Source organism: Streptomyces sp. LMG1-1-1.1, from assembly GCF_040815545.1.
Lineage (GTDB): Bacteria > Actinomycetota > Actinomycetes > Streptomycetales > Streptomycetaceae > Streptomyces.
Window position 1 is genome coordinate 61,336 of the sequence record NZ_JBFPNH010000002.1, and the last position, 22,853, is coordinate 84,188.

A 22,853-nucleotide genomic window follows, 5' to 3' on the forward strand; every position below is an offset into this window, starting at 1 on the left:
ACGGGCCGGGGAGTCCGGCCGGTCGGTGGGGCGGGGAGGGGCGTCGGGGTCAGGACTCCGGGCGGCCGGTGGCGACCGCGTAGAAGGCGACCGCAGCCGCCGCGCCGACGTTGAGGGAGTCGACGCCGTGGGCCATGGGGATGCGGACCCATTCGTCGGCGGCGCGCAGGGCCTGGGTGGAGAGGCCGTCGCCTTCGGCGCCGAGCATGAGGGCGACCCGGTCCAGCTTGTGCGGGGCGACCTCGTCGATGGAGGTCGCCTTCTCCGCCGGGGTGAGGGCGAGGAGCTTGAAGCCCGCCTCGCGTACGGCCTCCAGGCCCCGGGGCCAGATGTCGAGGCGGGCGTACGGGACGGAGAAGACCGCGCCCATCGAGACCTTCACCGAGCGCCGGTAGAGCGGGTCGGCGCAGTCCGGGGAGAGCAGGACGGCGTCCATGCCGAGAGCCGCGGCGCTGCGGAAGATGGCGCCGATGTTGGTGTGGTCGTTGACCGACTCCATGACGACCACGCGCCGGGCGCCGACGAGCAGTTCGGCGGCGTCCGGAAGCGGCTTGCGCTGCATGGAGGCGAGCGCGCCGCGGTGCACGTGGTAGCCGGTGACGCGTTCCGCGAGGTCGGGCTGGATCGCGTACACCGGCGCCGGGACCTCGTCGATGACGTCCCGCATGACGTCGACCCACTTGGCGGAGAGCAGCATCGACCGCATCTCGTACCCCGCCTGCCTGGCCCGGCGGATGACCTTCTCGCCCTCCGCGATGAACAGGCCCTCGGCCGGCTCGCGTCTGCGGCGGAGTTCGACGTCGGTCAGGCCGGTGTAGTCGCGCAGGCGCGGGTCGTCGGGGTCGTCGATCGTGATGAGTTCGGCCACGAGGTGATACTGCCTTGTCCGGGGTGTGGTGCCAATGTGTACGCGGGGTTCGGTTACCCCTGGTTACGCAGCGCGGGCGCTTCCGTGGTCACTTCACCAGCTTGTCCGGGCCCTCGGTGACGACCTCGCCGATGACGATGACGGCCGGCGGACGGACCTCCTCCGCCTTGACGGTCTCGGCGACCGTCGCGAGCGTGGCGTCGACCCGGCGCTGGGTCGCCGTGGTGCCCTCCTGGACCAGGGCCAGCGGGGTGTCGGGGCTCTTGCCGTGCGCGATCAGCGCCTCGGCGATCTTCCCGATCTTGTCGACGCCCATGAGGATGACGAGGGTGCCGGTGAGCTTCGCGAGGGACGCCCAGTCGACGAGCGAGCGCGGGTCGTCGGGAGCGACGTGACCGCTGACCACCGTGAACTCGTGGGCCACACCGCGGTGCGTGACCGGGATGCCGGCCGCGCCGGGGACCGAGATCGAGCTGGAGATGCCCGGGACCACCGTGCAGGAGATGCCCTCGACGGCGAGCGCCTGCGCCTCCTCCATGCCCCGGCCGAAGACGAACGGGTCGCCGCCCTTGAGGCGGACGACGGACTTGCCGGCCTTCGCGTGCTCGATGAGCGCGTTGTTGATGGCCTCCTGGGCCATGAAGCGGCCGTACGGGATCTTCGCCGCGTCGATCACCTCGACGTGCGGCGGCAGTTCGTCGAGGAGGTCGCGGGGGCCGAGCCGGTCGGCGATGACCACGTCCGCCTCGGCGAGCAGCCGGCGGCCGCGCACCGTGATGAGGTCCGGGTCGCCGGGGCCGCCGCCGACCAGCGCGACGAAGGGCGCGCGGCTGCGGTGCGCGGGCGCGGCGATCGAACCGTCGCGGAGGCCCTCGACGATCGCGTCGCGCACGGCGGCGGAGCGGCGGGGGTCGTGGCCGGTGAGCACGGCGACGGTGACGCCCGCGTCGCGGCCGGTGGCCGGGGTCCAGGCGGTGGCCGCCTCGGCGTCGTCGGAGCGCACGCACCAGGTGCGGGTCCGCTCGGCCTCGGCGGAGGCCGCGGCGTTCGCCTCCGGGTCCGTGGTGGCGACCAGTGCGTACCAGGTGTCGGCGAGGTCGCCGTCCTCGTACCGTCGCTTGGTCCAGCGGATCTCGCCGGCCTCGGCCATCGCCTCGACGGAGGGGGTGGCCGACGGGGAGATCAGCGTGATGTCGGCGCCCGCGGCGATCAGCGCGGGGAGCCGGCGCTGGGCGACCTGCCCGCCGCCGAGGACGACGACGCGGCGGCCGGCGAGGCGCAGTCCGACGGGGTAGGCGGGGTGCTCGGGGTGCGCGGCGGGCTCGGCCATGGGTGAGCGGCTCCTCGGAAGGACGTGTACGGGGGCCGCTGCTGCGGTGAAGCGGCTGGTGGGGCGCGTTGTGTGACCCACGATATCGGTGACCCGCGGTCGGCAGGGTGTGACGGATCTCCCGGTGGACGGGGGGACGTGGTCGGCGTTCCGGGACCGTGTCGGGGACCGCGTGATCGACGGGCGCGGGGCCCCGGGCGGCGCCTCTCCCGGAAGGGCGCCGCGGATCACGCCGGGAGGTCCCGGACGCGGTTCCCGCGGGTCCCCCGCCCGCCGGGGCGGGTGGGGGACGCGTCGGGTGGTGCTACTTCTCGGTGACGCCCGCCGAGTCGAACGTGGCGACCTCGTGCATCGCGCGGGCCGCGCTCTGCACGAGCGGCAGCGCGAGCAGTGCGCCCGTGCCCTCGCCGAGGCGGAGGTCCAGGTCGACCAGCGGGCGCAGGCCCAGCTTGTTGAGGGCCGCCACGTGGCCGGGCTCGGCGCTGCGGTGGCCGGCGATGCAGGCCGCGAGCGACTCGGGCGCGATGGCCCGGGCCACGAGCGCCGCCGCGCCGGTCGAGACGCCGTCGAGGATGACCGGGGTGCGCAGCGAGGCGGCGCCCAGGACCAGCCCGACGAGGGCCGCGTGCTCCAGGCCGCCGATCGCCGAGAGGACGCCGATCGGGTCCGCCGGGTCCGGCTTGTGCAGGTCGAGGGCGCGGCGCACCACGTCGACCTTGCGGGCGTGCGTCTCGTCGTTGATGCCGGTGCCGCGGCCGGTGACCTCGGCGGCGTCCACCCCGGTGTAGACCGAGATGAGCGCGGCGGACGCGGTGGTGTTCGCGATGCCCATCTCGCCGGTGAGGATCGCCTTGTTGCCGGCCGCGACCAGGTCGCGGGCGGTCTCGATGCCGACCTCGATCGCGGCCAGCACCTCCTCGCGGGTCATCGCGAGGCCGGTGGTGAAGTCGCCGGTGCCGGGGCGGACCTTGCGGGGCAGGAGTCCGGGGGTGGCCGGGAGTTCGGAGGCGACGCCGACGTCGATGACGCAGACCTCGGCACCGACCTGGTTCGCGAAGGCGTTGCAGACCGCTCCCCCGCCGAGGAAGTTGGCCACCATCTGGCCGGTGACCTCCTGCGGCCACGGGGTCACGCCCTGGGCGTGGACGCCGTGGTCGCCGGCGAAGATCGCGACGGCCGCGGGCTCCGGGATCGGCGGCGGGCACATCCGGGAGAGTCCGGAGAGCTGGGCGGAGATGATCTCCAGCATGCCGAGCGCGCCGGCCGGCTTGGTCATCCGCTTCTGCCGCTCCCATGCCTCGCCGAGCGCCTTGGCGTCCAGCGGGCGGATGTTGGCGACGGTCTCCTGGAGCAGGTCGTGCGGCTCCTCGCCGGGCAGGGCGCGGCGGCCGTACGTCTCCTCGTGGACGACCCAGGCCAGCGGGCGGCGCTTGGACCAGCCCGCCTGGGCCAGCTCGGGCTCGTCGGGGAACTCGTCGACGTAACCCACGCAGAGGTACGCGACGACTTCGAGGTGCTCGGGAAGGCCGAGCGTACGGACCATCTCGCGCTCGTCGAAGAAGCTGACCCAGCCGACGCCCAGGCCCTCGGCGCGGGCCGCGAGCCAGAGGTTCTCGACGGCGAGCGCCGAGGAGTACGGGGCCATCTGCGGCTGCGTGTAGCGGCCGAGGGTGTGGCGGCCGCCCCGGGTGGGGTCGGCGGTGACGACGATGTTGACCGGGGTGTCGAGGATGGCCTCGATCTTCAGTTCCTTGAACTGCTTGGCCCGGGCCTTCGGCAGCGACTTGGCGTAGGCCTCGCGCTGCTTCTGGGCCAGCTCGTGCATCGTCTGCCGGGTCTCGGCGGAGCGGATGACGACGAAGTCCCAGGGCTGCGAGTGGCCGACGCTGGGGGCCGTGTGGGCGGCCTCCAGGACGCGGAGCAGCACCTCGTGCGGGATCGGGTCGGAGCGGAAGCCGTTGCGGATGTCGCGGCGCTCGCGCATCACGCGGAGGACGGCCTCGCGCTCGGCGTCGGCGTAACCCGGGGCGGGGGCGCTCGGCGCGTCCTGCACGGCGGGGTCGGCGTCTTCCTCGGTGACGGCCTCGGCCTCGGTCTCCGGGGCGGCGACGGCCTCGGTGTCCGCGGGGGCCTCCACCGGGGCCTGCTCGGCCTCGGCGGCCACGACCGCGACCGGCTCGACGGCCGCGGGCTCGACGGCCGCGGGCTCGACGGCGTCGGCCACGACCTCGGTCTCGGTCTCGGTCTCGGTCTCGGCCTCGGGCTCGGGCTCGGGCTCGGGCTGGTCGGTGTCCCCGGCCGGCGCGACCTCGTCGACGGGCGCGGCGGGCTCATCGGCGACCGCTGCGACGGCCTGCGGCTCCGGGGCCTGCTCGGGCAGCGTCTCGGGCGTCTCCTCGGCGACCACAGGGATCTCCTCGGCGACCGCCTCCGCGGGGGCCTCCTCGGGAGCCTGCTCCGCCGGGGCCTCCGACACGGCGACGGCCTCGGCGACGGGCTCGCCGACGGTTGCGCCGACGACCTCGGGCGTCTCCGCAGGTACGACGACGGGCTCGGCCTGCGCCTCCGGCTCCGGGGCCTGCTCGGCCTCGGGCGCGGGGGTGGCGGCCTCGGGTTCCACGGCGGCGGCCGGAGCGGGCACGGGGGCCTCGGCGGCGGGCTCGCCCTCGCGCGGCGCGGGCACGGTGACCGGGGCGTCGGCGGCCGCGGGGGCCTCGTCCGGCGTCTCGGCGACCGCTTCGGAAGCGGGCTCCGCGACGGCTTCGACGGCGGGCTCCGCGACGGACTCCGCCGCCACGGGCGCGGGCACGGGGGCCTCGGCCGGCTCGGCGACCGGCGTCGGCTCCTGCGTCTCGGCGACCGGCTCCGCGACGGCGTCGGCGGCCGGGGTCGGGGCCAGGTGCGGGGCGGTCGGGACCGTGCCCTCGACCTGGACGAACCGGCCGTTCTGCGGGACGACCGTTTCTGCGGGGAAGGCGGCCGGGGGCGCCGGGGCCTCCTGCGGCTGCGCGGCCCACGGCTCGGCGCCCTGCGGGGCGACCTGCTGGTCCTGCATGTCGAAGTACTCGGGGCCGGTCGTGGGCGGTCCCGGGTTCCGTACGGGCACGGGCGCGGGCTCGGTGGCCACGACCGGGGCCGGCTGCGGGGCCGGGGCGGGCGCGGCGGCCGGGCCGCGGTCGGCCAGCGAGAGCACGACGCCACCGGTGGCGTCGGGCACGGGCGGGCCCATATGCAGCGGGCGGCGGGCCGGCGGCGGGACCTGGGCCTGGCCGGGCGGCGGCATGCGGACGCCGCCGAGGTCGACGGAGCCGGTGTCGCGGCCCGCGGCCTCGTGGGCGCCGGTGTCGAGGATGCCGGGTTCGTAGCCGTGGTCGGTGACCACCGGCTCGTACGCGGCCGCGGGAACACCGTGCGCCGGGGTGCCGGCGGGGTGGCCGAGCGGCACGCCCTGCGGCGGGGTCTGGCCCTGCGGGGCCGTCAGCACGTCGGCGAGGGCGACCGAGTCGGGGAGCGGGCCCGTGAGCGGGTCCGGCAGCGGGCCGGTGAGCGGGTCGCCCATCGGGGGCGCCGGGTGCGCTGCGGCCGGGTGCGGCACGCCCTGTTGGGGCGCCGCCTGGTGCGGGACCACGGGTGCCGCGTGCGGGGCCGGTACGGCGACCGGCGGCGCGGGCGCGACGCCCGGCGGGTGCTCGCTCCAGGCGCCCTGTGCGCCCGGCATGAGAAGCAGGTCGTCGTCTTCGGCGGTGTGCTCGGAGGGGTCCAGGAAGGTGTACGCGCCCGGTGCGGGGATGCCCGGCTGCTCGACCATGCCTGCGTTCTCCGGCAGTCCCTCGCCCGGGACCTGGCCGGTGTCCGTCATGCGTACCCCTCGCCCATCGCTTGTGCTCCTTCAGACCTGCGCCCGTCGACTACAACGAGCGCGCGCGCCGCGCGGCACGAAGGACACGCGGACACCCACTCATTGTCGCGGTCCTGTGCCATCGTGGCAGGGAGATCCGCCACGGTGCGCTGTGGACTGCGCCACGTCGCGCGGTCCCCCCTTGTCCCGCACCACATCAGCGGCGCAAAGCGGCCACCAATTCAGGACATTGAGGCACAGAGCGCCGAACGTCCGGGTGCGGTACAACAATCGGCCAGCCTACCCTGCCCCGGCGGGGCGGCCGGGTCGCGGGTGGAGAACGCTCCGGTAGCTAGGAAGTGGCCGATCTGCGGCCTGCCAGCAGGAAGACGACCGAGCGCTCGCGTTCGGACCAGTCGGACGGGTCGAGGCCGACGGTCTGGAGCAGGAGGCTCTCGACGGCGTAGCCGCCGTCGGCGAGGGCCGCGCCGACGGCCTCGGCCTCGTCGCGGGTGGAGGCGTGGGCGACGATCCGTTCCGGGCGCCGGTCGGTGCAGGCCCGGACGACGGGGACGCCGCCGCCCGCCACCCGTACGACGTCAGGTTCGGGCAGGCGTTCGAGGACGTGCGGGGCGCGGCCCTGGACGGTCTGCAGGGGGACGCCGTGGCGGCGGGCGGCGGCCTCGGTGCGGGCGCAGGCGGCCGGGTCGGCGTCGACGGCGATGACGGCGGCGCCGAAGCGGGCGGCCTCGACGGCGAAGGCTCCGCCCGCGCAGCCGACGTCCCAGACGAGGTCGCCGGTCCGGGGGCCGAGGCGGGCCAGTTGGGCGGCGCGCAGGGCGGGGTCCTCGCCCGCGGTGGTGCGCGCCCCGCCCGGTGCGACGGCGTCGGGGCCGGTCGCGGGGTCGTGGTCGTACCCCTGGGGGGCGTACTCCTCCGCGGGCAGACCCCAGCCCCGTACGGGCCGGACGGCCGTGTCCTGGCCCGACAGCCAGGCGGCGCCGGGGGCGACGGCGCCGGTGCTGCCGCCGCCGATGACGAGGACGACGTTCGGATCGCGCCAGATGTGGTCGGCGGCCTTGTCGGAGGTGAGGACGGAGACCTGTTCGCGGTCGGTGCCGAGCTCCTCGCAGACGACGAAGGTGCGGTGGACCCCGTCGAGGAGGAGGGCGAGTTCGGCCGGTCCGGCGCCGGGCGAGGTGAGGACGGCGACCTTGGGGTGGGCACGGCAGACGTTCACGGCGCGCCGCAGGGTGCGCTGGTGGGCGACGACGACGCGGGCGTCCTCCCAGGGCATCCCGGCCCGGGCGAAGGCGGCGGCGACGGCGGAGACGGCGGGCACGACCTCGATCTCCAGGCCGTACTCGGGTGCGCGCAGCGTGCGGACCACGCCGAAGAAGCCGGGGTCGCCGTCGGCGAGGACGACCGCGGTGCCGCGGTGGCCGGCGATGCGGCGGGCGGCGAGGTCGAGGCTGCCGAGGCGGATGCGTTCGGCGTCGCGGGGGACCTCGGGCAGCGCGAGGTGGTGGCCGGCGCCGGCCACGAGGGTGGCGGCGGAGAGCGCGGACCGGGCCGCCGTGGTGAGGGGCGAGCCGTCCCAGCCGATCACCGTGACGCGGTCGGCCATCGTCGTCGGTCTCCTGTGGTGTTGTCGCAGGTCGGGGGCGTGCCGAGCGTACCCCGGGATGGCCCCGGGGGCTCAGCTCCAGTCGGTGTACGAGGAGTACCCGGCCTCGGCCATCTGGTCGGCGACGCCGTCGAGGTCCTCGGGGAGGAGGCCCCAGACGATGAAGTCGGTGCGCAGGTCGGTCCAGCTGCCGTCCTCGGTGCGGGTGCGCGCTATGCAGGCGTTGCGCAGGACGCCTTCGCTGATGCAGCCGATCTTCTGGGCGACCTGCTGGGAGGCGGTGTTGTCGGCAGCGGTGCGCAGCTCGATCCGTTCGAACTTCTGGTCGCCGAAGAGCCACTGGGCGGTGGCGAGCGCGGCTTCGGAGGCGTAGCCCTCGCCGCGGGCCCAGGGGGCGATGATGTAGGACATCTCGGTGGAGCGGACGCGCCAGTTCGTGTTCCCGAGCTGGACGACGCCGACCAGACGCTGGGTCAGGAACTCGGTGACGGCGAGGTCGAGGCCCCGGCCGGCGGCGCGTTCGGTGGGGGCGTACTCGGTGATCCAGCGGCGTGCGGCGGCCTCGGTGTAGGGCTGGGGCACGGCCGTCCAGGCGGCGACCATCTCGTCGTTCATCATCTCGGCGAGGGCGGGGGCGTCCGCCTCCTCGAGCGCGCGCAGCACCAACCGGTCCGTGTTGATGGAGATGTCCGGAAAGGTGGTAGTCATGCGCAGCTCCATGCCGTGGACCGTCCGAATCGAGCGTGAACGCACAGCATGCAGCATGCGGCCGCCGGTGCGCATGGCCGGGTGGGGTGTGGCGAAGGCCCCGCGCACCGGACGGGATGCGGGGGGCCTTCTGCACAAGGACTGTACGGGGGAACCGGTCTGACGGTCCCTCGGACGCCGGAGGTCGGGGCGGACCTTACTGGGCGGCGCCGAAGGCCGGGATGACCGAGCCCTTGTAGGTGTCCTCGATGTACTTCTTCACCTCGGGCGAGTTGAGGAGCTTGGCGAGCTTCTGCACGCGGGCGTCCTTCTCGTTGCCCTCCTTGACGGCGAGGAAGTTGGCGTACGGGTTGCCGTCCGCCTTCTCCAGGACGAGGGCGTCCTTCGCCGGCTCGAGCTTGGCCTCGATGGCGTAGTTGCCGTTGATGACGGCGGCGTCCACCTCGTTCAGGGCGCGGGGCACGGTGGCGGCCTCCAGCTCCTTGAACTCCAGGCCCTTCTTGTCGGTGATGTCGGAGATCTTGGCGTTGGTTCCGACGCCCGGCTTGATGGTGATCAGGCCGTTCTCGGCGAGCAGCTGGAGCGCGCGGCCGCCGTTGGTGGTGTCGTTCGGGACGGCGATGGTCTGGCCGGCCTTGATGTCCTTCACCGACTTGAGGTTCTTGGAGTAGAGGCCCAGCGGCTCCAGGTGGACGTCGACCACCGGGACGATGTGGGTGTTGTTCTTCTTGTTGAAGTCGTCGAGGTACGGCTTGTGCTGGAAGAAGTTGGCGTCGACCTGGCCGGACTCGGTGGCGGTGTTCGGCAGGACGTAGTCCGTGAACTCCTTCACCTCCAGCTTCAGGCCGGCCTTCTCGGCCAGGTTGTCCTTGACGTAGTTGAGGATGTCGGCGTGGGGCGTCGGGGACGCGGCGACGACGAGCGCCTTGGAGGTGTCACCGGAGCCGGCCGCGTCCTTGGCGGAGGACGGGTCCGACGAGGTGCCGCAGGCGGTGAGGCCGAGGGCGACGGCGGCGGTGGCGGCGATACCGGCGGTGAGCTTGATGTTCTTACGCACGAAGAGTGCCTCTTTCCGGTGGTGCGGTGGACGCCTGGACAACAAGTCCGGGCTGTTTCTTCGAAGGACGAAGTCTGGGGGGCCGGGGGGCCGTTACGCGGTACGGCCCCGGCGGGCGAGGAGTCGGACGACTCCGTCGCCGATGAGCTGGATGACGGTCACGATCAGGACCAGGACGACGACGGTGACCAGCATGAAGGTGGTGTCGAAGCGCTGGTATCCGTAGGTGACGGCCTTGGAGCCGAGGCCTTCGCCGCCGACCGCGCCGGCCATCGCCGAGTAGCCGATGAGCACGATCACGGTGGTGGTGACGCCCGAGACCAGCGAGGGCAGGGCCTGCGGGAGCAGCACCTTGCGGACGATGGTGGGGATGCCGCCGCCCATGGCCTGGACGGCCTCGACGAGCCCGTGGTCGACCTCGCGGACGGAGGTCTCGACGAGCCGCGCGAAGAAGGGGATGGCGCCGATGGCGAGCGGCACGATCATCGCGGTCGGGCCGATGAAGGTGCCGACGACGAGGGTGGTGAAGGGGATCAGGGCGATCAGCAGGATGATGAAGGGCAGCGAGCGCCCGACGTTCACGATCGCACCGACGATCTTGTTCACCGGCCGGTTCTGCAGCAGTCCGCCCTTGTCCGTGAGGACGAGGAGGATGCCGAGCGGCAGGCCGCCGAGCACGGTGACGACGGTGGCCCACAGGACCATGTAGAGCGTGTCGACGGTGCCCTGTTCGAGCAGCGGCTGCATCTCGGACCAGGTCACTTGGCACCTTCCTTGACCAGTACGGGCGCGTCGGCGATGTCCTGCGCGCCCTCGACGATCTCCACCTGGAGGCCCTGCTCGCGCAGGAAGCCGACCGGGACGACGTTGTCCTCGTACCGTCCGGGCAGCTCGATGCGCATCCGGCCGATCTGCTTTCCGCCGACGGTGTCCATCGCGGCCCCGAGGATGGAGATGTCGATGTTGTACGTGCGGGCGAGCTGGGAGATGACCGGCTGGGTCGCGGCCTCGCCGTGGAAGGTGACGTCGACGACGGTGCGCTCGGGCCCGGTGGCGGCGCCGGAGACCGGGAAGAGCTCGGCGGCCAGCTGGGATCCGGGGGTGGCGAGCAGTTCGCCCACGGTGCCGGACTCCACGATCCGGCCGTGCTGCATGAGCGCGGCGGAGTCGCAGATCGTCTTGACGACGTCCATCTCGTGCGTGATGAGCAGGACGGTGAGGCCGAGCTGCCGGTTGAGGTCGCGCAGGAGCTGGAGGATGGAGCGGGTGGTCTCCGGATCGAGGGCGCTGGTGGCCTCGTCGGAGAGGAGGACCTTGGGCTCGCCGGCGAGGGCGCGGGCGATGCCGACCCGCTGCTTCTGGCCGCCGGAGAGCTGACTCGGGTAGGACTTGGCCTTGTCGGCGAGGCCGACGAGGTCGAGGAGTTCGAGGGCCCGGCGGGAGCGTTCGGCGCCGGGGACGCCGAGGATCTCCAGGGGGAGCTCGATGTTGTCCTTGACCGTGCGGGAGGACAGCAGGTTGAAGTGCTGGAAGACCATGCCGATGCTGCTGCGCGCCCGGCGCAGGTCCTTGCCTGCGCGTCGGCCCTTGCCGGCGAGGGCGGTGAGGTCGACGCCGTCGACGGTCACGGTGCCGGAGGTGGGTCGCTCAAGGAGGTTCACGCAGCGGATGAGCGAGGACTTGCCGGCGCCGCTCTGGCCGATCACGCCGAACACCTCGCCCTCGCGGACGTGGAGGTCGACACCGTCGAGAGCGGTGACCTGTCGGCCGCGCGACTCGTAGACCTTGGTCAGGCCCGAAGTGGTGATCACAGGGGTTTCCGTCACTGTCGAGTGCGCGGCGCGGGGTCCGCCGGGCACGGGGCATTCATGATTCGGACAGTCAGGCGCAGGGAGGCCGGCCCGGCGGGTGGCCGGGAGGCGGCGAGTGCGCGGGGCGGGCACGGTCCACCGCCGGAAGACGGAGGAACGGCACGGCCGTCGGGTCTCGCTTCGGGGCGCGAAACTCAGGCGGGGGCCCTCAGAAGGCGCACATTCGACACATACAACGAGCACCGGGCGTCGTGGTCGCCTCGGTCGCAAGGGTGCGGCTGCTCGTCGTGGTCATGTCTGCAAGTAAAACATGCGCAGCTGCGAACACCGGGGGCCTGTCCGAATAGCGGACGCCGCTGAGACGTCATGCGGACAGCGGGGCGGCGGCGTCCGTCCGCCGTTCCCTTAGTGCGGCCTGCGGGGACGACCCGGCCGGGCGCGTACCGGAAGCAGCGGCACGGGGCCGGTACGGGGCGCCGGTTGTGGCCAAGGCCACGCCCGGGCGCGCACGGCGGGGAGGGGCGAGCGCATCGGCCCATTCGGGCCGTAATACCCTCGGGCGCATGCTTGACGCCCTGACGGTCGCGGTCTCCGTGGCCGCGCTCGCCCTCGCCGCCTGGTGCGGCTTCGCCGCCTTCCGGGACCAGTCGACCAAGGACTGGCACTTCATCGGCATGGCCGTGGTGACGTTCCTCGTCCTGGTCCAGCTGGTCGTCGGCATCGTGCAGCTGGTGCGCGGCGAGAAGGCCGAGGAGGGGACGACGATCTTCGTCGCCTATCTGCTCGGCGCGCTGTGCGCGGTGCCGATCGCCGGTTTCATGTCGCTCGCGGAGCGCAGCCGGTGGGGTTCGGCGACGGTGGCGGCCGGCGCGGTCGTCCTGGCCGTGCTCGAAGTGCGTCTCTACGACATCTGGACGGTGGGCTGACCATGACCGCGACACAGGAGAAGGCGGCGCAGGGCGCGAGGACCCGCCTCGTCTCGGGCCCGGGCATCCTGCTCGTCTGGCTGTACGGGGTGATGTCGGTCGGCGCGGTCTCCCGCTCGATCTACCAGATCGCGACCGAGTTCGACCGGGCGCCGCTCGCGTACGGCCTCTCGGCGGTGGCGGCCGTGGTGTACGCCTTCATCACCTACACGCTGGTGCGCGGCGGGGAGGCGGCCCGCAGGGCGGCGCTGGTGTGCTGCGCCGCCGAGCTCACGGGCGTGCTGGTCGTGGGGACGTGGACGCTGGTCGAGCCGTCCGCCTTCCCTGACGCGACGGTCTGGTCGGACTACGGCTACGGCTACCTCTTCATCCCGGTGCTGCTGCCGCTGACCGGCATCTGGTGGCTGCGCAGGTCGCGCACGCCGTCGGCGGCCTGAGTCAGGCGGCCTTCTCCAGGGTCACCAGGGTGATCCTGGGGCCGAGTTCGCGGGTGGCGACCTGCTCGTACCCCTTGCTGCGGTAGAGCCGCAGGTTGCCCTCGCTGCGGTGGCCGGTGAAGAGCTGGAAGCGCTTGGCCGGGTGCACGGGGAGGTGCTCGGCGCCGGAGGCGAAGTGGCGCTCGATGCCGTCGAGGAGCCGGCCGCCGAGGCCGTGCCGCTGCATGCGCGGGTGGACGATCAGCTTGGCGATCCGTACCGTGCCGTCCTCGTCGAGGCGGGCCCGCACGGAGGCGACGATCTCGTCGCCGAGCCGGGCCACCAGGCCGTACCCCTCGTGGAGTTCGGTGCGCAGGGCGTCGAGCGACTGGGTGAGCGGTTCGATGGACCAGTCCCCGTAGAGCTCCGCCTCACTCTGGTAGCAGAGGTACTGCAGCTTCAGGATGTGCTCCGCGTCCCGTTCGTCCGCTGCTGAGATGGTCACACTCAGGCCCATGTGTGCACGCCTCCCGCTCATCTGTCGATCATCGGTTTACCGCACCCTTCCCCGTCGACCGGGGGCGGGAACCTCTGCAGCCAGCATTCTGCGCAGGCATCCCAGGCAACGGGAACGCATCGGCCCCAGACTGCCCTGTGAGATACCCAACTCTCCTGCGATTTCCCGGTAGGTGTGGTCCTGCGGGTCGAGCATCGCCGTGAGCACCCGGGGGCAGCGGCCGGGCGTCCGCGTGACGGCGGCCCGCAGGGTGCGGCGGCCTTCGGCGGCCATCAGGGAGTGCTCCGGGGAGCCGTGGGGCTCGGCGCCGCCCGGCTCGGCGACGGGCTCGTCCCGGTAGGGGCGCTCCCGGTCGGTGGTCCTGCGGGCGCGGCGGGCCTCCGCCCTGACGGCCCTGCGCAGCCATTCGGCGGGTCGCTCAGGGGCCGCGCCGGTCTCCTGGAGCCGCTCCAGGAGCCGCAGCCAGACGGCCTGTTCCAGGTCGCCGGGCTCGACGCCGGCGGCGGGCGCCTCGGCGTCCGACTCGGCGGCGAGCAGCGGGGCGAGGGCGGCCAGGAGGCCGGGCGCCGTGTCGGAGGCGGGCGCGGGCGCCGGGGTGGTGGGGAGCGCGGGCGTGGTGGGGGAGGTCATGTCCGGCACGATGCCGGGGCGCCCGGCGGCGGTTGCGGCACGGGGCGTAAACCACCCGGGAGGGGGTCGCGCGGGCGCGGTGGCCACCCGCACGGCCCCCTCCGCGCGGGGTCAGTCGCGGGCGGTGAGGTCCGCGGCGGCGAGGAGGGCGGTGTCCGCGTTGTCGGAGAAGATCCCGTCGATGCCCGTCTCCAGGTACCGCTTCAGGGCGCCGAAGGCGTCGCCGTAGGCGTTCGGGTCCGTGCCGCGGCGGAAGTCGGCGGGCAGGAAGGCGTTCTCGTTGCGGTGCGTGTACGGGTGGAGGATCAGGCCCTCGGCGTGCGCGTCACGGACCAGGGTGGTCGGGGTGCCGAGCCGGCCGCTCGCGTCCTTGGGGATGACCAGGTCGAGCGTGGGGCCGATGCCCTGCGCGTACGAGGCGATCCAGCTCAGGCCCGCGGGCGTGACCAGGTCGGCGACGGTCCGCGGGTCCCCGGCCTGGACGAAGTCCCAGGGGCGGGTGCCGGCGCCGGACAGCAGGACGACGCGCGGGGAGTCGACCAGCTTCGCGAGGCGCTGGATGCTGCTGGGCTCGAAGGACTGGAGGAAGACCGGGGAGTTCGCGCGGTGGCGGCCGTACCGGCGCAGGAGCCCGGCGAGCCGCTCCTCCAGGCCGAGGCCGAGGAAGCGGAAGTACGTGGGGTGCTTGGTCTCGACGTGGAGCCAGATCTCGCGGCCCCGGCGGCGGCCCTCGTCCTCGGCCCAGCGCAGCACCTCCTCGAAGGTGGGGACCGTCCAGCGGCCGTCGTAGAGGGTGTTCTCCTGGCGGGTGCCGGGGATGCGCTCCTTGGCCCGCAGGGTCTTGAGCTCGGCGAGCGTGAAGTCCTCGGTGAACCAGCCGGTGAGGGAGGTCCCGTCGACGGTCTTGGTGGTCCTCCGGGACGCGAACTCGGGGTGGTCGGCGACGTCGGTGGTGCCGGTGATGTCGTTCTCGTGGCGGCAGACGAGGTGGCCGTCCCTGGTGGGGACGAGGTCCTGCTCGATGACGTGGGCGCCGAGGTCGAGGGCGTGCCGGTAGGAGCCGAGGGTGTGCTCGGGGCGGTAGCCGCTGGCGCCGCGGTGGCCGATGACGGTGGGGACGGGGAGCGAGCGGTAGCCGTGGCCCCTGCCGCCGCGGGCCTCACCGCTCCGGGCCTCGTCGGCGTGGGCGGTGCCGGCGGGGAGGACCGTCGCGGCCCCCAGTACCGCCGCCGCTCCGGCCGCGCCGAGGACGGTCCGCCGCGCCGGGCTCGGGTGCGCACCCTGTGTCATGAAGGCTCCTTCTGTGTGATGTCCCGTACCTGTCATCGGGGGGGGTTCCGACGCTAGGCAAGAACGCCCTACGGGGTGCAGACCTCGGCCGAACATGGCGGAAACACACGTCAACACTGCGTATCCACTCCGTGAACCCGATGTGCGAGCGGCAGTGACCCGCGAGTATCGTCGCCAGCTGCACCGTCAGCCCGACTGGCTCGCACGCTCACCCGCTCGACCGAACCGCGTCACACCGGAGGAACCGTTGTCCCGTCTCGCGATCATCAAGGCAGTGCTCGGGCCGGTCATGCGCCTGATGTTCCGCCCCCGCGTCGAGGGCGCCGAGAACATCCCGGGCACCGGTCCGGTCATCCTCGCGGGCAACCACCTGACCTTCATCGACTCGATGATCATGCCGATCTGCCTGGACCGCCCGGTCTACTTCATCGGCAAGGACGAGTACGTGACCGGCAAGGGCGTCAAGGGCCGGGCGATGGCCTGGTTCTTCACCAGCGTCGGCATGATCCCGGTGGACCGGGACGGCGGCCGCGGCGGCGTGGCGGCCCTGATGACCGGCCGCCGGGTCCTGGAGGAGGGCAAGATCTTCTCGATCTACCCGGAGGGCACCCGCTCCCCCGACGGCCGGCTGTACCGGGGCCGTACGGGCATCGCGCGGCTCACCCTGATGACCGGCGCGCCCGTGATCCCGTTCGCGATGATCGGCACCGACAAGATCCAGCCGAGCGGGGCGGGGCTCCCCCGGCCGGGCCGTGTGACGGTCCGCTTCGGCGAGCCGATGGAGTTCTCCCGGTACGACGGGATGGACCGCGACCGCTACGTGCTGCGGGCGGTGACGGACTCGGTGATGGCCGAGGTGATGCGGCTCTCCGGGCAGGAGTACGTGGACATGTACGCCACGAAGGCGAAGGCCGCGTAACCCCCGTACGCACGCGAAGGTGCCCCGCACGGCCGACTGCCGTGCGGGGCACCTTCGCGTTCCCGGGTGCGTCAGTGCTCGACGCCGTCCTCCAGCTTCTGGCCCCTCAGCAGGAACCAGGCCGCGACCGCCGTCGCGAGGAGGACCGCGGCGCCGACGCCGGCCGCGATCCGCAGGCCGTCGACGAACGCCTCCTGGGCGGCGGAGACCAGGGCCGTCGCGGTGTCCGGGGCGAGGGCGCCGGATGCCTCGACCGCGCCGCCGAGCGACTCGTGGGCGGCCGCCGTGACATCGGCGGGCACACCGGCCGGGGTGGCGAAGCCCTGGTAGATCCCGGTCACGATGGAGCCGAGGACGGCGATGCCGAGGGCGGCGCCGAGCTCGTACGCCGTCTCGGAGACGGCCGAGGCGGATCCGGCCTGCTCCTTCGGGACGCTGGAGAGGATCACGTCGGCGGTGACGGTGAACGAGAAGCCGGCGCCCACACCGACGACGAGCAGGGCGGCACCGAGCAGCGGGTAGCCGGTGTGCTGGTCGAGGGTCGTCAGGACGGCGAGGGAGAGACCGATCGCCGCGAGGCCGCCGGCCACCACGGACCGCACGGAGTACCGGCGGGCCACCAGACCCGCGATCAGACCGGCCGTGACCGCGCCGACGGCCGCCGGGAGTTCGGCGAGACCGGCTTCCAGCGGTTGGCGGCCCTGGACCAGCTGGAAGAACTGGGACAGGAAGAACACCAGGCCGGAGAGGCCGAGGATGGTCAGCAGGTCGGCCAGGACGGCGCCGGAGAAGCCGCGGTGGCGGAAGAGGCGCATGTCGAGGAGCGGCACCGGCAGGGTCAGCTGCCTGCGGACGAACCAGGTCAGGCCGGTGACACCGACGAGGGCCGCGACACCGGCGTCGACGGACAGGCCGTGCGAGGCCAGCTCCTTGACGGCGTAGACGAGTCCGATGACGCCGACGAGGGAGAGACCGACGCTGGGCATGTCCCAGGGGCCCGGGGCGGGATTCTTCGACTCGGGGATCAGCTTGATGCCGACGAGGACGAGGACCGCCATGACGGGCAGGTTGATGAGGAAGACCGAGCCCCACCAGAAGTGCTCCAGGAGGAACCCGCCGACGACCGGTCCGACGGCGGCGCCGGCCGACGCCATGGCACCCCAGATGCCGATGGCGAGGCTGCGCTCGCGCGGGTCGTGGAAGAGGTTCCGGATGAGCGCCAGGGTGGACGGCATCAGGGTCGCGCCGGCGACGCCGAGGAGCGCGCGGGCCACGATCATCATCTCGGGGCTGGTCGCGTAGGCGTTCAGGACCGAGACGGCGCCGAAGGCGGTGGCGCCGATCAGCAGCAGCTTCTTGCGGCCGATGCGGTCGCCCAGGCTGCCCATGGAGACCAGGAGTCCGGCGATGACGAACGAGTAGACGTCACCGATCCAGAGGAGCTGCGTGCCGGTCGGCCGCAGTTCCTCGGAGAGGAACGGGGTGGCGAGCCCGAGCACCGTGGCGTCGACCGCCACGAGCAGGACGGCCAGGACGAGAACGGAGAGGGCGAGCCACCGGCCGGGGCGGCGCACGCCCTCGATATGGCTCTTGGTGTCGACGGTGCTGGTGCTCACTTCTCCACGCTCCTGCGCGCTCCGCCGAGCAGCAGCTCGGCGATCATGTACTGAAAGTCCTTGGCGGCGACCCGCCCGTCCTGCACGGCCCAGGCGCCGGATCCGATCAGCCCGTAGAGGGCCTCGGACAGCCAGGCCGGGGTCAGGTCGATCCGGAAGACGCCGTTCTCCTGGCCCTGCCGGAAGAGGGCCGCGATCCGGGCGTCGAGGCGGGCCCAGCCCTCGTTCTGCTGGTCGCCTTCGAACAGCTGGTTCTCGGTGACCAGGAACGAGAGCAGCGGGGCGACGGGCTCCATCTCGGCGATGAGCCGCCGGACGGCCTCGTCCTCGGGTCCCTCGTCGAGCCGGGCCCGGTCGTGCGCCTGCTCCAGCTCCTCGATCCCGAGCTCTTCGAGCGCCCGGACCAGCGCGTCCCGCCCGGCGAACTGGCGGTGCAGCGTGGCCCGGCCGATCCCTGCCGCCCGGGCGACCTCGTCCATCGTGGCGGTCGCTTTACGGGAGAGAAGGGCGGCGGCGCTGTGGAGCACGTGGGTGCGATCGACTGCCATGAGACAACCGTACATCAAATGAGACACGAATGTCTCACTCTTGGCCGCGGGCGACGTCCTATGCTCGGCCGATGGACTCCTCCGTCACCCTGCGGGCCCCCGCGACACCGTCCCTCCCCGCCCTCGTCCTCCGCCCCTGGTGCGCGCGGGACATCCCCTCGCTCATCGAGGCGTGCAGGGATCCCGTACTGCGCCACTGGACGACCCACCGGGTCGACGACGAGGCCGACGGGGCACGGTGGTTGGAGATCCAGCGGGAAAGCTGGGCCGCCGGGGAACGCTTCGCCTTCGCGGTCCTGGAGGAAGGTCCCGGCGCGGAGGAGGGCCCCCTGGTGGGCAACACGGTCCTCAAGGGAGTCGCCCCCGGCGGCCCCGCGGCCGAGGTGGGCTACTGGACCGCCGCGCACGCGCGCGGGAAGGGCGTGGCTTCGCGCGCGCTGGAGGCGCTCACGGAATGGGCCTTCGGAACCTTCGGGCCCGACGGCCTGGAGCGGCTCGACCTGCTGCACCAGGTCGACAACCCGGCGTCGTGCCGCGTCGCGTCGAAGAGCGGCTACGCCTTCGACCGCGTCCTGCCGGCGACGCCGCCCGCCTTCCCCCGCGACGGCCACCTGCACGTCCGGAACGCGCCGAGCCGCCACCCGGAGGGGGCGGCGGCTCGGTGACGTGCGGAGTCCCCGGACGGGGGTGACGGGGACTCCGGGGGGTTACTTCTGCTTGGCGGTGGCCCAGGCGTGCTGGATGACCAGGTCGGCCTTGACCTCGACGAGCTGGACGGCGACCGCGGAGGGGGCGGTGCCGCCGCGGCCGTCGCGGGAGGCGAGGGCGCCGGGGACGTTCAGGACGGTGCGGACCTCGGGCGTGAGGTGCTCGGAGATCTTGCCGAACTGCTCGTCGGTGAGTTCGTCGAGCTCCTTGCCCTCGGACTCGGCGACCTTGACGCACTCGCCGGCGACCTCGTGCGCCACCCGGAACGGGACGCCCTGCTTGACCAGCCACTCCGCGATGTCCGTCGCGAGCGAGAAGCCCGCGGGGGCCAGCTCCTCCATGCGCTCGCGGTTGACGGTGAGGGTGGCCATCATGCCGGTGAAGGCCGGGAGCAGGACCTCCAGCTGGTCGCAGGAGTCGAAGACCGGCTCCTTGTCCTCCTGGAGGTCGCGGTTGTACGCGAGGGGAAGGGCCTTGAGGGTGGCGAGGAGGCCCGACAGGTTGCCGATGAGGCGGCCGGACTTGCCCCGGGCCAGCTCGGCGATGTCCGGGTTCTTCTTCTGCGGCATGATCGACGAGCCGGTGGAGAAGGCGTCGTGCAGGGTCACGAAGGAGAACTCCTTCGTGTTCCAGATGATGATCTCCTCCGCGATCCGCGAGAGGTTGATGCCGATCATCGCGGTGATGAAGGCGAACTCGGCGACGAAGTCACGGGAGGCCGTGCCGTCGATCGAGTTGCCGGCCGAGCCGCGCTCGAAGCCGAGGTCCTTCGCGACCGCCTCCGGGTCGAGCCCGAGCGAGGAGCCCGCGAGGGCGCCGGAGCCGTACGGGGAGACCGCGGTCCGGGTGTCCCACTGCCGCAGCCGCTCCGCGTCCCGGGAGAGGGACTGGACGTGGGCCAGGACGTGGTGGGCGAAGAGCACCGGCTGGGCGTGCTGGAGGTGCGTACGGCCGGGCATGGCGACGTCCGGGTGCGCCTCGGCGAGGCCGACGAGCGCGTCCTGGAGCTCGGCGACGAGGCCGCCGATGATCCGGGCGTGGTCCCGCAGGTACATCCGGAAGAGGGTGGCGACCTGGTCGTTGCGGGACCGGCCGGCGCGCAGCTTGCCGCCGAGGTCGGGGCCGAGGCGCTCCAGGAGGCCCCGCTCCAGGGCGGTGTGGACGTCCTCGTCGGCGATGGTGCCGACGAAGGAGCCGTCGGCCACGTCCGCCTCGAGGCGGTCGAGACCGGCGAGCATGCGGGTCAGCTCGTCCTCGGTGAGCAGGCCGGCCTTGTGCAGCACGCGCGCGTGGGCGCGGGAACCGGCGATGTCGTACGGCGCGAGACGCCAGTCGAAGTGGACCGACGCGGACAGCTTCGCGAGGGCCTCGGCGGGGCCGTCGGCGAACCGGCCGCCCCAGAGCCGGACGTCACCGTTGTTGCTGCTCACAGCTGCTGCTCCTCAGGAGAGTGGATGGACCGCCGCCTCCCGACCCGGGCCTGGGACGGGGAGACGGCCTGTTCAACGCGTGCGGGTCACGCCAGGTCGCGCCGGGCGGCGAACGCGCGCCCTCCGGTAGGCATAACTATGCGATCCTCCGTATGTTTTGTCAATGTCGCCTCCGCTCGCACGCGGTAATCCAGCGGCGTTCCGACCGCGCCCGGCCTAGCATCCGCCCATGCCGACCAGCACGCTCGACGACGTGACCGACCTCCTCACCCAGGCCCTCGGGGGCTCCGACGCGGGCGCGTGGATCGACTTCGACAAGCACGTCCGCGGGTCGCTCCGGTGGGGCGGCCCCGGCGCTCGCGACGGGCATCGGGACGTGCGCGCGGCCGGGGTCGGCGCCCCGGCGGCCCCCGCCTGGTCCCCGGCCGGCGCGGTGCGGGAGCCCAGCGTCCCCGAGCTCGCCGTCGCGCTCTGCGGTCCCGACGGCCGGACCAGGGAGGCGGCCCTGTCGTGGGCGGGCCGCTCCCCCGAACTCCTGCCGCTGGTCGTGGTCCGGTGCGCCGACTGGGCCGGGCCGGTACGGGTTCGGGCCCGCGCCGAACTGCGCGCGGCGCTTCCGGAGCTCGGGCCCGAGGCCCTCGGACGCCTGACGGCCGTGGCCCTGCGCACCGGGGACCGGCTGCGCGGGGACACCGCGCGCGAGCTGCTGACCGCGCGGCTGCGGGAGGGGCCCGAAGCCGGTGCGGCCGCCCTGCTCGGCAGCGAGGACCGGGCCGTACGGCGGCTCGCGCACCGGATCGCCGTCGAGCGCGGCCTGCTCTCCCCCGCCCGGCTCGCGGAGGTCGCCGCCGCCGACCACGACGTGATCGTCCAGGACCTGTGCGCGAACGCGGCGCTCGCCGCGGGCGGCGAAGCCGTCCTCGGCCCCTTGCTGGGCTCCCGCCTCGGCCGGGTACGGGCGTCGGGCGTCACGGCGCTGCACCGGGCCGGACGGTCCGGCGAGGCGGAGCCGTTCCTGTACGACCGGTCCGGGCTCGTGCGCGCCTGCGCGCGCTGGGCCCTGCGGCAGGCGGGGACGGACCCCGGGCCCCTCTACCGGGCGGCCTGCGCGGCCGGGGACGCGGTGCCGTCCCACGCCCCGCTCGGCCTCGCCGAGTGCGGAGACCGGGCCACCGACAGCGAGACGCTGTGGGCCCTCACGGAGCACCCGCGGCCCCGCGTACGGGCGAGCGCCGTGGCGGGCCTGCGCGTGCTCGGTGCCGCCCGGCTCCAGCGGCTCGCACCGCTGCTCCGCGACGACTCCCCGCGGGTCGTGCGCGAGACCGCGAAGGCCCTGGCCCCGTGGGCGGACCACTTCTCGTCCGGCGCGCTGCTCCCGCCGGCGAGGGACCGGGTCGTATACGAGGCGACGGAGGAGGAACCCGGGGCGGGGGTGGGTGCGGAACCGCGGACGCAGCCCGGGCGGCCGGATCAACCCGGTCGGGCGCGGCGGGCACTGCGGCTGTTCCGCCTCCCCTTCGGGCGCCGTCCGCCCGCCGAATAGCCCTACGGGGGCGGCGGGGAGGCCGGTACGGACCTAGCGTCGCCGTCATGCGTACCCTGCTCGTCCTCGGCGCCGTCCTGCTCTCGTAGGGGACGAACACCACGCCCACCGGGCTCTACCGGCTGCCGTACGCCTTCGGGGTGCGGGCCAGGCCCGCGGGGGCGCGCTCCCGTACGCCCGGGTCACCGACCGCTCCTGGTGGTGCCAGGACAACGACGCGCGCGCGTACAACCGTTGGGTCGAGGGCCTGCCCCGGGACTGCCGGGCGGCCGAGGCCGAGCACCTCGTCACGTACGGCACGCAGTACGCGCACGCGCTCGTCATCGGCTTCACCTACGACCGGCCCGGGCGCGGGGCCGGGATCTTCCTGCACGTCAACGGGGGCGGGGCGACCGCCGGTTGCGTCTCCGTGCCGGCCGGCGCGATGCGCGCGGTCCTCGCCTGGGCGGATCCCGCGCGCCGACCGCACATCGCCGTCGGAACGCGGGGCGGTCCGACGGCGATCACGCGCTACTGAGCCCGGGGCTGCCGGGGTTACTTCTGTGCCAGCTTCAGCAGGTGGTCGGCGAGCGCCTGGCCGCCCGTCGGGTCGCGGCTGATCAGCAGGAGGGTGTCGTCACCCGCGATCGTGCCGAGGATGGCGTGCAGTTCGGCCTGGTCGATGGCCGACGCGAGGAACTGGGCCGCCCCCGGCGGGGTCCGGAGGACCACCAGGTTGGCCGAGGCCTCGGCGGAGATCAGCAGTTCGCCGGAGAGGCGCCGCATGCGCTCCTCCTTGGCGGACTCGCCGAGCGGGGCCTGCGGGGTGCGGAAGCCGCCCTCGCTCGGCACGGCGTAGATCAGCTCGCCGCCGGTGTTGCGGATCTTCACCGCGCCGAGCTCGTCGAGGTCCCGGGAGAGCGTCGCCTGGGTGACGCTCAGCCCGTCGTCCGCGAGGAGCTTGGCGAGCTGGCTCTGCGACCGCACCGGCTGCCGGTTGAGGATGTCGACGATCCTGCGGTGGCGTGCGGTACGGGTCTGCGGAACGGACGGCCCTCCGTGCTCGTTCTCCTGCGCGTCGGTCATCGTCGT

Annotated in this window: 20 protein-coding genes and 1 pseudogene; 6 read left to right on the top strand and 15 right to left on the bottom strand. The window is 73.5% G+C overall.

Annotation, left to right across the window (positions count from 1 at the left end; genetic code table 11):
* Positions 1-49 precede the first annotated feature (49 nt).
* The 8 genes from MRBLMG1_RS03065 to MRBLMG1_RS03100 form a co-directional block, all read right to left on the bottom strand.
* Positions 50-868 (bottom strand): TrmH family RNA methyltransferase, encoded by an 819-nt coding sequence (locus tag MRBLMG1_RS03065; RefSeq protein ID WP_367820433.1) that lies wholly within the window; start codon positions 866-868, stop codon positions 50-52.
* Positions 869-956: 88 nt separating this feature from the next.
* Positions 957-2,198 carry a uroporphyrinogen-III C-methyltransferase gene (gene cobA / locus MRBLMG1_RS03070; protein WP_367820435.1) on the bottom strand — a complete coding sequence of 414 codons (1,242 nt, stop codon included), beginning with the start codon at positions 2,196-2,198 and terminating at the stop codon, positions 957-959.
* Between the two features lie 304 nt (positions 2,199-2,502).
* Positions 2,503-6,057: a nicotinate-nucleotide--dimethylbenzimidazole phosphoribosyltransferase gene (gene cobT, locus MRBLMG1_RS03075; RefSeq protein ID WP_367820437.1), complete on the bottom strand. Its 3,555-nt coding sequence runs from the start codon at positions 6,055-6,057 to the stop codon at positions 2,503-2,505.
* A 331-nt stretch (positions 6,058-6,388) separates the two neighbouring features.
* On the bottom strand, positions 6,389-7,663 hold the full coding sequence (cbiE, locus tag MRBLMG1_RS03080; RefSeq protein ID WP_367820439.1) for a precorrin-6y C5,15-methyltransferase (decarboxylating) subunit CbiE: 1,275 nt from the start codon (positions 7,661-7,663) through the stop codon (positions 6,389-6,391).
* A 72-nt stretch (positions 7,664-7,735) separates the two neighbouring features.
* On the bottom strand, positions 7,736-8,371 hold the full coding sequence (locus MRBLMG1_RS03085; RefSeq protein WP_367820441.1) for a GNAT family N-acetyltransferase: 636 nt from the start codon (positions 8,369-8,371) through the stop codon (positions 7,736-7,738).
* Between the two features lie 196 nt (positions 8,372-8,567).
* The gene (locus tag MRBLMG1_RS03090) at positions 8,568-9,428 is read right to left on the bottom strand and encodes a MetQ/NlpA family ABC transporter substrate-binding protein (RefSeq protein ID WP_367820443.1); all 861 of its coding nucleotides are present in this window, start codon (positions 9,426-9,428) and stop codon (positions 8,568-8,570) included.
* A gap of 93 nt (positions 9,429-9,521) precedes the next feature.
* Positions 9,522-10,190, bottom strand: a complete 669-nt coding sequence (locus MRBLMG1_RS03095) for a methionine ABC transporter permease (protein ID WP_367820445.1) — start codon at positions 10,188-10,190, stop codon at positions 9,522-9,524.
* Complete coding sequence (locus tag MRBLMG1_RS03100; RefSeq protein WP_367820447.1) at positions 10,187-11,239, bottom strand: methionine ABC transporter ATP-binding protein; 1,053 nt, start codon at positions 11,237-11,239, stop codon at positions 10,187-10,189. Before MRBLMG1_RS03100 ends, MRBLMG1_RS03095 begins: the two co-directional genes overlap by 4 nt.
* Positions 11,240-11,802: 563 nt before the next feature.
* Here MRBLMG1_RS03100 and MRBLMG1_RS03105 point away from each other — a divergent pair.
* Together MRBLMG1_RS03105 and MRBLMG1_RS03110 are read left to right on the top strand one after the other, a co-directional pair.
* Positions 11,803-12,165 carry a hypothetical protein gene (locus MRBLMG1_RS03105; protein ID WP_017241769.1) on the top strand — a complete coding sequence of 121 codons (363 nt, stop codon included), beginning with the start codon at positions 11,803-11,805 and terminating at the stop codon, positions 12,163-12,165.
* Positions 12,166-12,167: 2 nt separating this feature from the next.
* Positions 12,168-12,602, top strand: coding sequence for a hypothetical protein (locus MRBLMG1_RS03110; RefSeq protein WP_367820449.1), 435 nt, complete (start codon positions 12,168-12,170; stop codon positions 12,600-12,602).
* A gap of 1 nt (position 12,603) precedes the next feature.
* On the opposite strand, the gene MRBLMG1_RS03115 is transcribed toward MRBLMG1_RS03110, so the two are convergent.
* The 3 genes from MRBLMG1_RS03115 to MRBLMG1_RS03125 all read right to left on the bottom strand — a co-directional run bounded on the left by MRBLMG1_RS03115 (position 12,604) and on the right by MRBLMG1_RS03125 (position 15,018).
* Positions 12,604-13,098, bottom strand: coding sequence for a GNAT family N-acetyltransferase (locus MRBLMG1_RS03115; RefSeq protein ID WP_367820451.1), 495 nt, complete (start codon positions 13,096-13,098; stop codon positions 12,604-12,606).
* A gap of 36 nt (positions 13,099-13,134) precedes the next feature.
* Positions 13,135-13,728: a sigma-70 family RNA polymerase sigma factor gene (locus tag MRBLMG1_RS03120; RefSeq protein WP_367820453.1), complete on the bottom strand. Its 594-nt coding sequence runs from the start codon at positions 13,726-13,728 to the stop codon at positions 13,135-13,137.
* A gap of 111 nt (positions 13,729-13,839) precedes the next feature.
* Entirely contained in the window at positions 13,840-15,018 is a 1,179-nt protein-coding gene (locus MRBLMG1_RS03125; protein ID WP_367820455.1) for a glycerophosphodiester phosphodiesterase, read from the bottom strand.
* Between the two features lie 247 nt (positions 15,019-15,265).
* On the opposite strand from MRBLMG1_RS03125, the gene MRBLMG1_RS03130 reads away from it, so the two are divergent.
* Positions 15,266-15,937: a lysophospholipid acyltransferase family protein gene (locus MRBLMG1_RS03130; protein ID WP_367820457.1), complete on the top strand. Its 672-nt coding sequence runs from the start codon at positions 15,266-15,268 to the stop codon at positions 15,935-15,937.
* A 71-nt stretch (positions 15,938-16,008) separates the two neighbouring features.
* On the opposite strand, the gene MRBLMG1_RS03135 is transcribed toward MRBLMG1_RS03130, so the two are convergent.
* Both MRBLMG1_RS03135 and MRBLMG1_RS03140 read right to left on the bottom strand, forming a co-directional pair.
* Positions 16,009-17,553, bottom strand: a complete 1,545-nt coding sequence (locus tag MRBLMG1_RS03135; RefSeq protein WP_367820459.1) for an MFS transporter — start codon at positions 17,551-17,553, stop codon at positions 16,009-16,011.
* A complete protein-coding gene (locus MRBLMG1_RS03140; protein WP_367820461.1) occupies positions 17,550-18,101 on the bottom strand; it encodes a TetR/AcrR family transcriptional regulator in 552 nt (183 codons plus the stop codon). The genes MRBLMG1_RS03135 and MRBLMG1_RS03140 overlap by 4 nt, the downstream gene beginning before the upstream one ends.
* 71 nt (positions 18,102-18,172) lie before the next feature.
* On the opposite strand from MRBLMG1_RS03140, the gene MRBLMG1_RS03145 reads away from it, so the two are divergent.
* Complete coding sequence (locus MRBLMG1_RS03145) at positions 18,173-18,766, top strand: GNAT family N-acetyltransferase (protein WP_367820463.1); 594 nt, start codon at positions 18,173-18,175, stop codon at positions 18,764-18,766.
* A 42-nt stretch (positions 18,767-18,808) separates the two neighbouring features.
* Here the strand turns inward: MRBLMG1_RS03145 and argH are convergent, their stop codons facing one another.
* On the bottom strand, positions 18,809-20,239 hold the full coding sequence (gene argH / locus MRBLMG1_RS03150; RefSeq protein WP_367820465.1) for an argininosuccinate lyase: 1,431 nt from the start codon (positions 20,237-20,239) through the stop codon (positions 18,809-18,811).
* A 229-nt stretch (positions 20,240-20,468) separates the two neighbouring features.
* Here argH and MRBLMG1_RS03155 point away from each other — a divergent pair, with 229 nt between their 5' ends.
* Both MRBLMG1_RS03155 and MRBLMG1_RS03160 read left to right on the top strand, forming a co-directional pair.
* Positions 20,469-21,782, top strand: a complete 1,314-nt coding sequence (locus MRBLMG1_RS03155; protein WP_367820467.1) for a hypothetical protein — start codon at positions 20,469-20,471, stop codon at positions 21,780-21,782.
* Between the two features lie 89 nt (positions 21,783-21,871).
* Positions 21,872-22,299: pseudogene (locus tag MRBLMG1_RS03160) on the top strand (L,D-transpeptidase family protein); the annotation flags it as partial.
* Positions 22,300-22,316: 17 nt separating this feature from the next.
* On the opposite strand, the gene MRBLMG1_RS03165 reads toward MRBLMG1_RS03160, so the two are convergent.
* Complete coding sequence (locus MRBLMG1_RS03165; RefSeq protein WP_033206443.1) at positions 22,317-22,847, bottom strand: arginine repressor; 531 nt, start codon at positions 22,845-22,847, stop codon at positions 22,317-22,319.
* Positions 22,848-22,853 lie beyond the last annotated feature (6 nt).

Bases quoted from the DNA above. Each gene is read 5' to 3' on its own strand.
- cobA (WP_367820435.1), bottom strand. From the start codon at position 2,198: ATGGCCGAGCCCGCCGCGCACCCCGAGCACCCCGCCTACCCCGTCGGA.
- cobT (WP_367820437.1), bottom strand. From the start codon at position 6,057: ATGACGGACACCGGCCAGGTCCCGGGCGAGGGACTGCCGGAGAACGCA.
- cbiE (WP_367820439.1), bottom strand. From the start codon at position 7,663: ATGGCCGACCGCGTCACGGTGATCGGCTGGGACGGCTCGCCCCTCACC.
- MRBLMG1_RS03085 (WP_367820441.1), bottom strand. From the start codon at position 8,371: ATGACTACCACCTTTCCGGACATCTCCATCAACACGGACCGGTTGGTG.
- MRBLMG1_RS03105 (WP_017241769.1), top strand. From the start codon at position 11,803: ATGCTTGACGCCCTGACGGTCGCGGTCTCCGTGGCCGCGCTCGCCCTC.
- MRBLMG1_RS03110 (WP_367820449.1), top strand. From the start codon at position 12,168: ATGACCGCGACACAGGAGAAGGCGGCGCAGGGCGCGAGGACCCGCCTC.
- MRBLMG1_RS03115 (WP_367820451.1), bottom strand. From the start codon at position 13,098: ATGGGCCTGAGTGTGACCATCTCAGCAGCGGACGAACGGGACGCGGAG.
- MRBLMG1_RS03120 (WP_367820453.1), bottom strand. From the start codon at position 13,728: ATGACCTCCCCCACCACGCCCGCGCTCCCCACCACCCCGGCGCCCGCG.
- MRBLMG1_RS03125 (WP_367820455.1), bottom strand. From the start codon at position 15,018: ATGACACAGGGTGCGCACCCGAGCCCGGCGCGGCGGACCGTCCTCGGC.
- MRBLMG1_RS03140 (WP_367820461.1), bottom strand. From the start codon at position 18,101: ATGGCAGTCGATCGCACCCACGTGCTCCACAGCGCCGCCGCCCTTCTC.
- MRBLMG1_RS03145 (WP_367820463.1), top strand. From the start codon at position 18,173: ATGGACTCCTCCGTCACCCTGCGGGCCCCCGCGACACCGTCCCTCCCC.
- MRBLMG1_RS03155 (WP_367820467.1), top strand. From the start codon at position 20,469: ATGCCGACCAGCACGCTCGACGACGTGACCGACCTCCTCACCCAGGCC.
- MRBLMG1_RS03165 (WP_033206443.1), bottom strand. From the start codon at position 22,847: ATGACCGACGCGCAGGAGAACGAGCACGGAGGGCCGTCCGTTCCGCAG.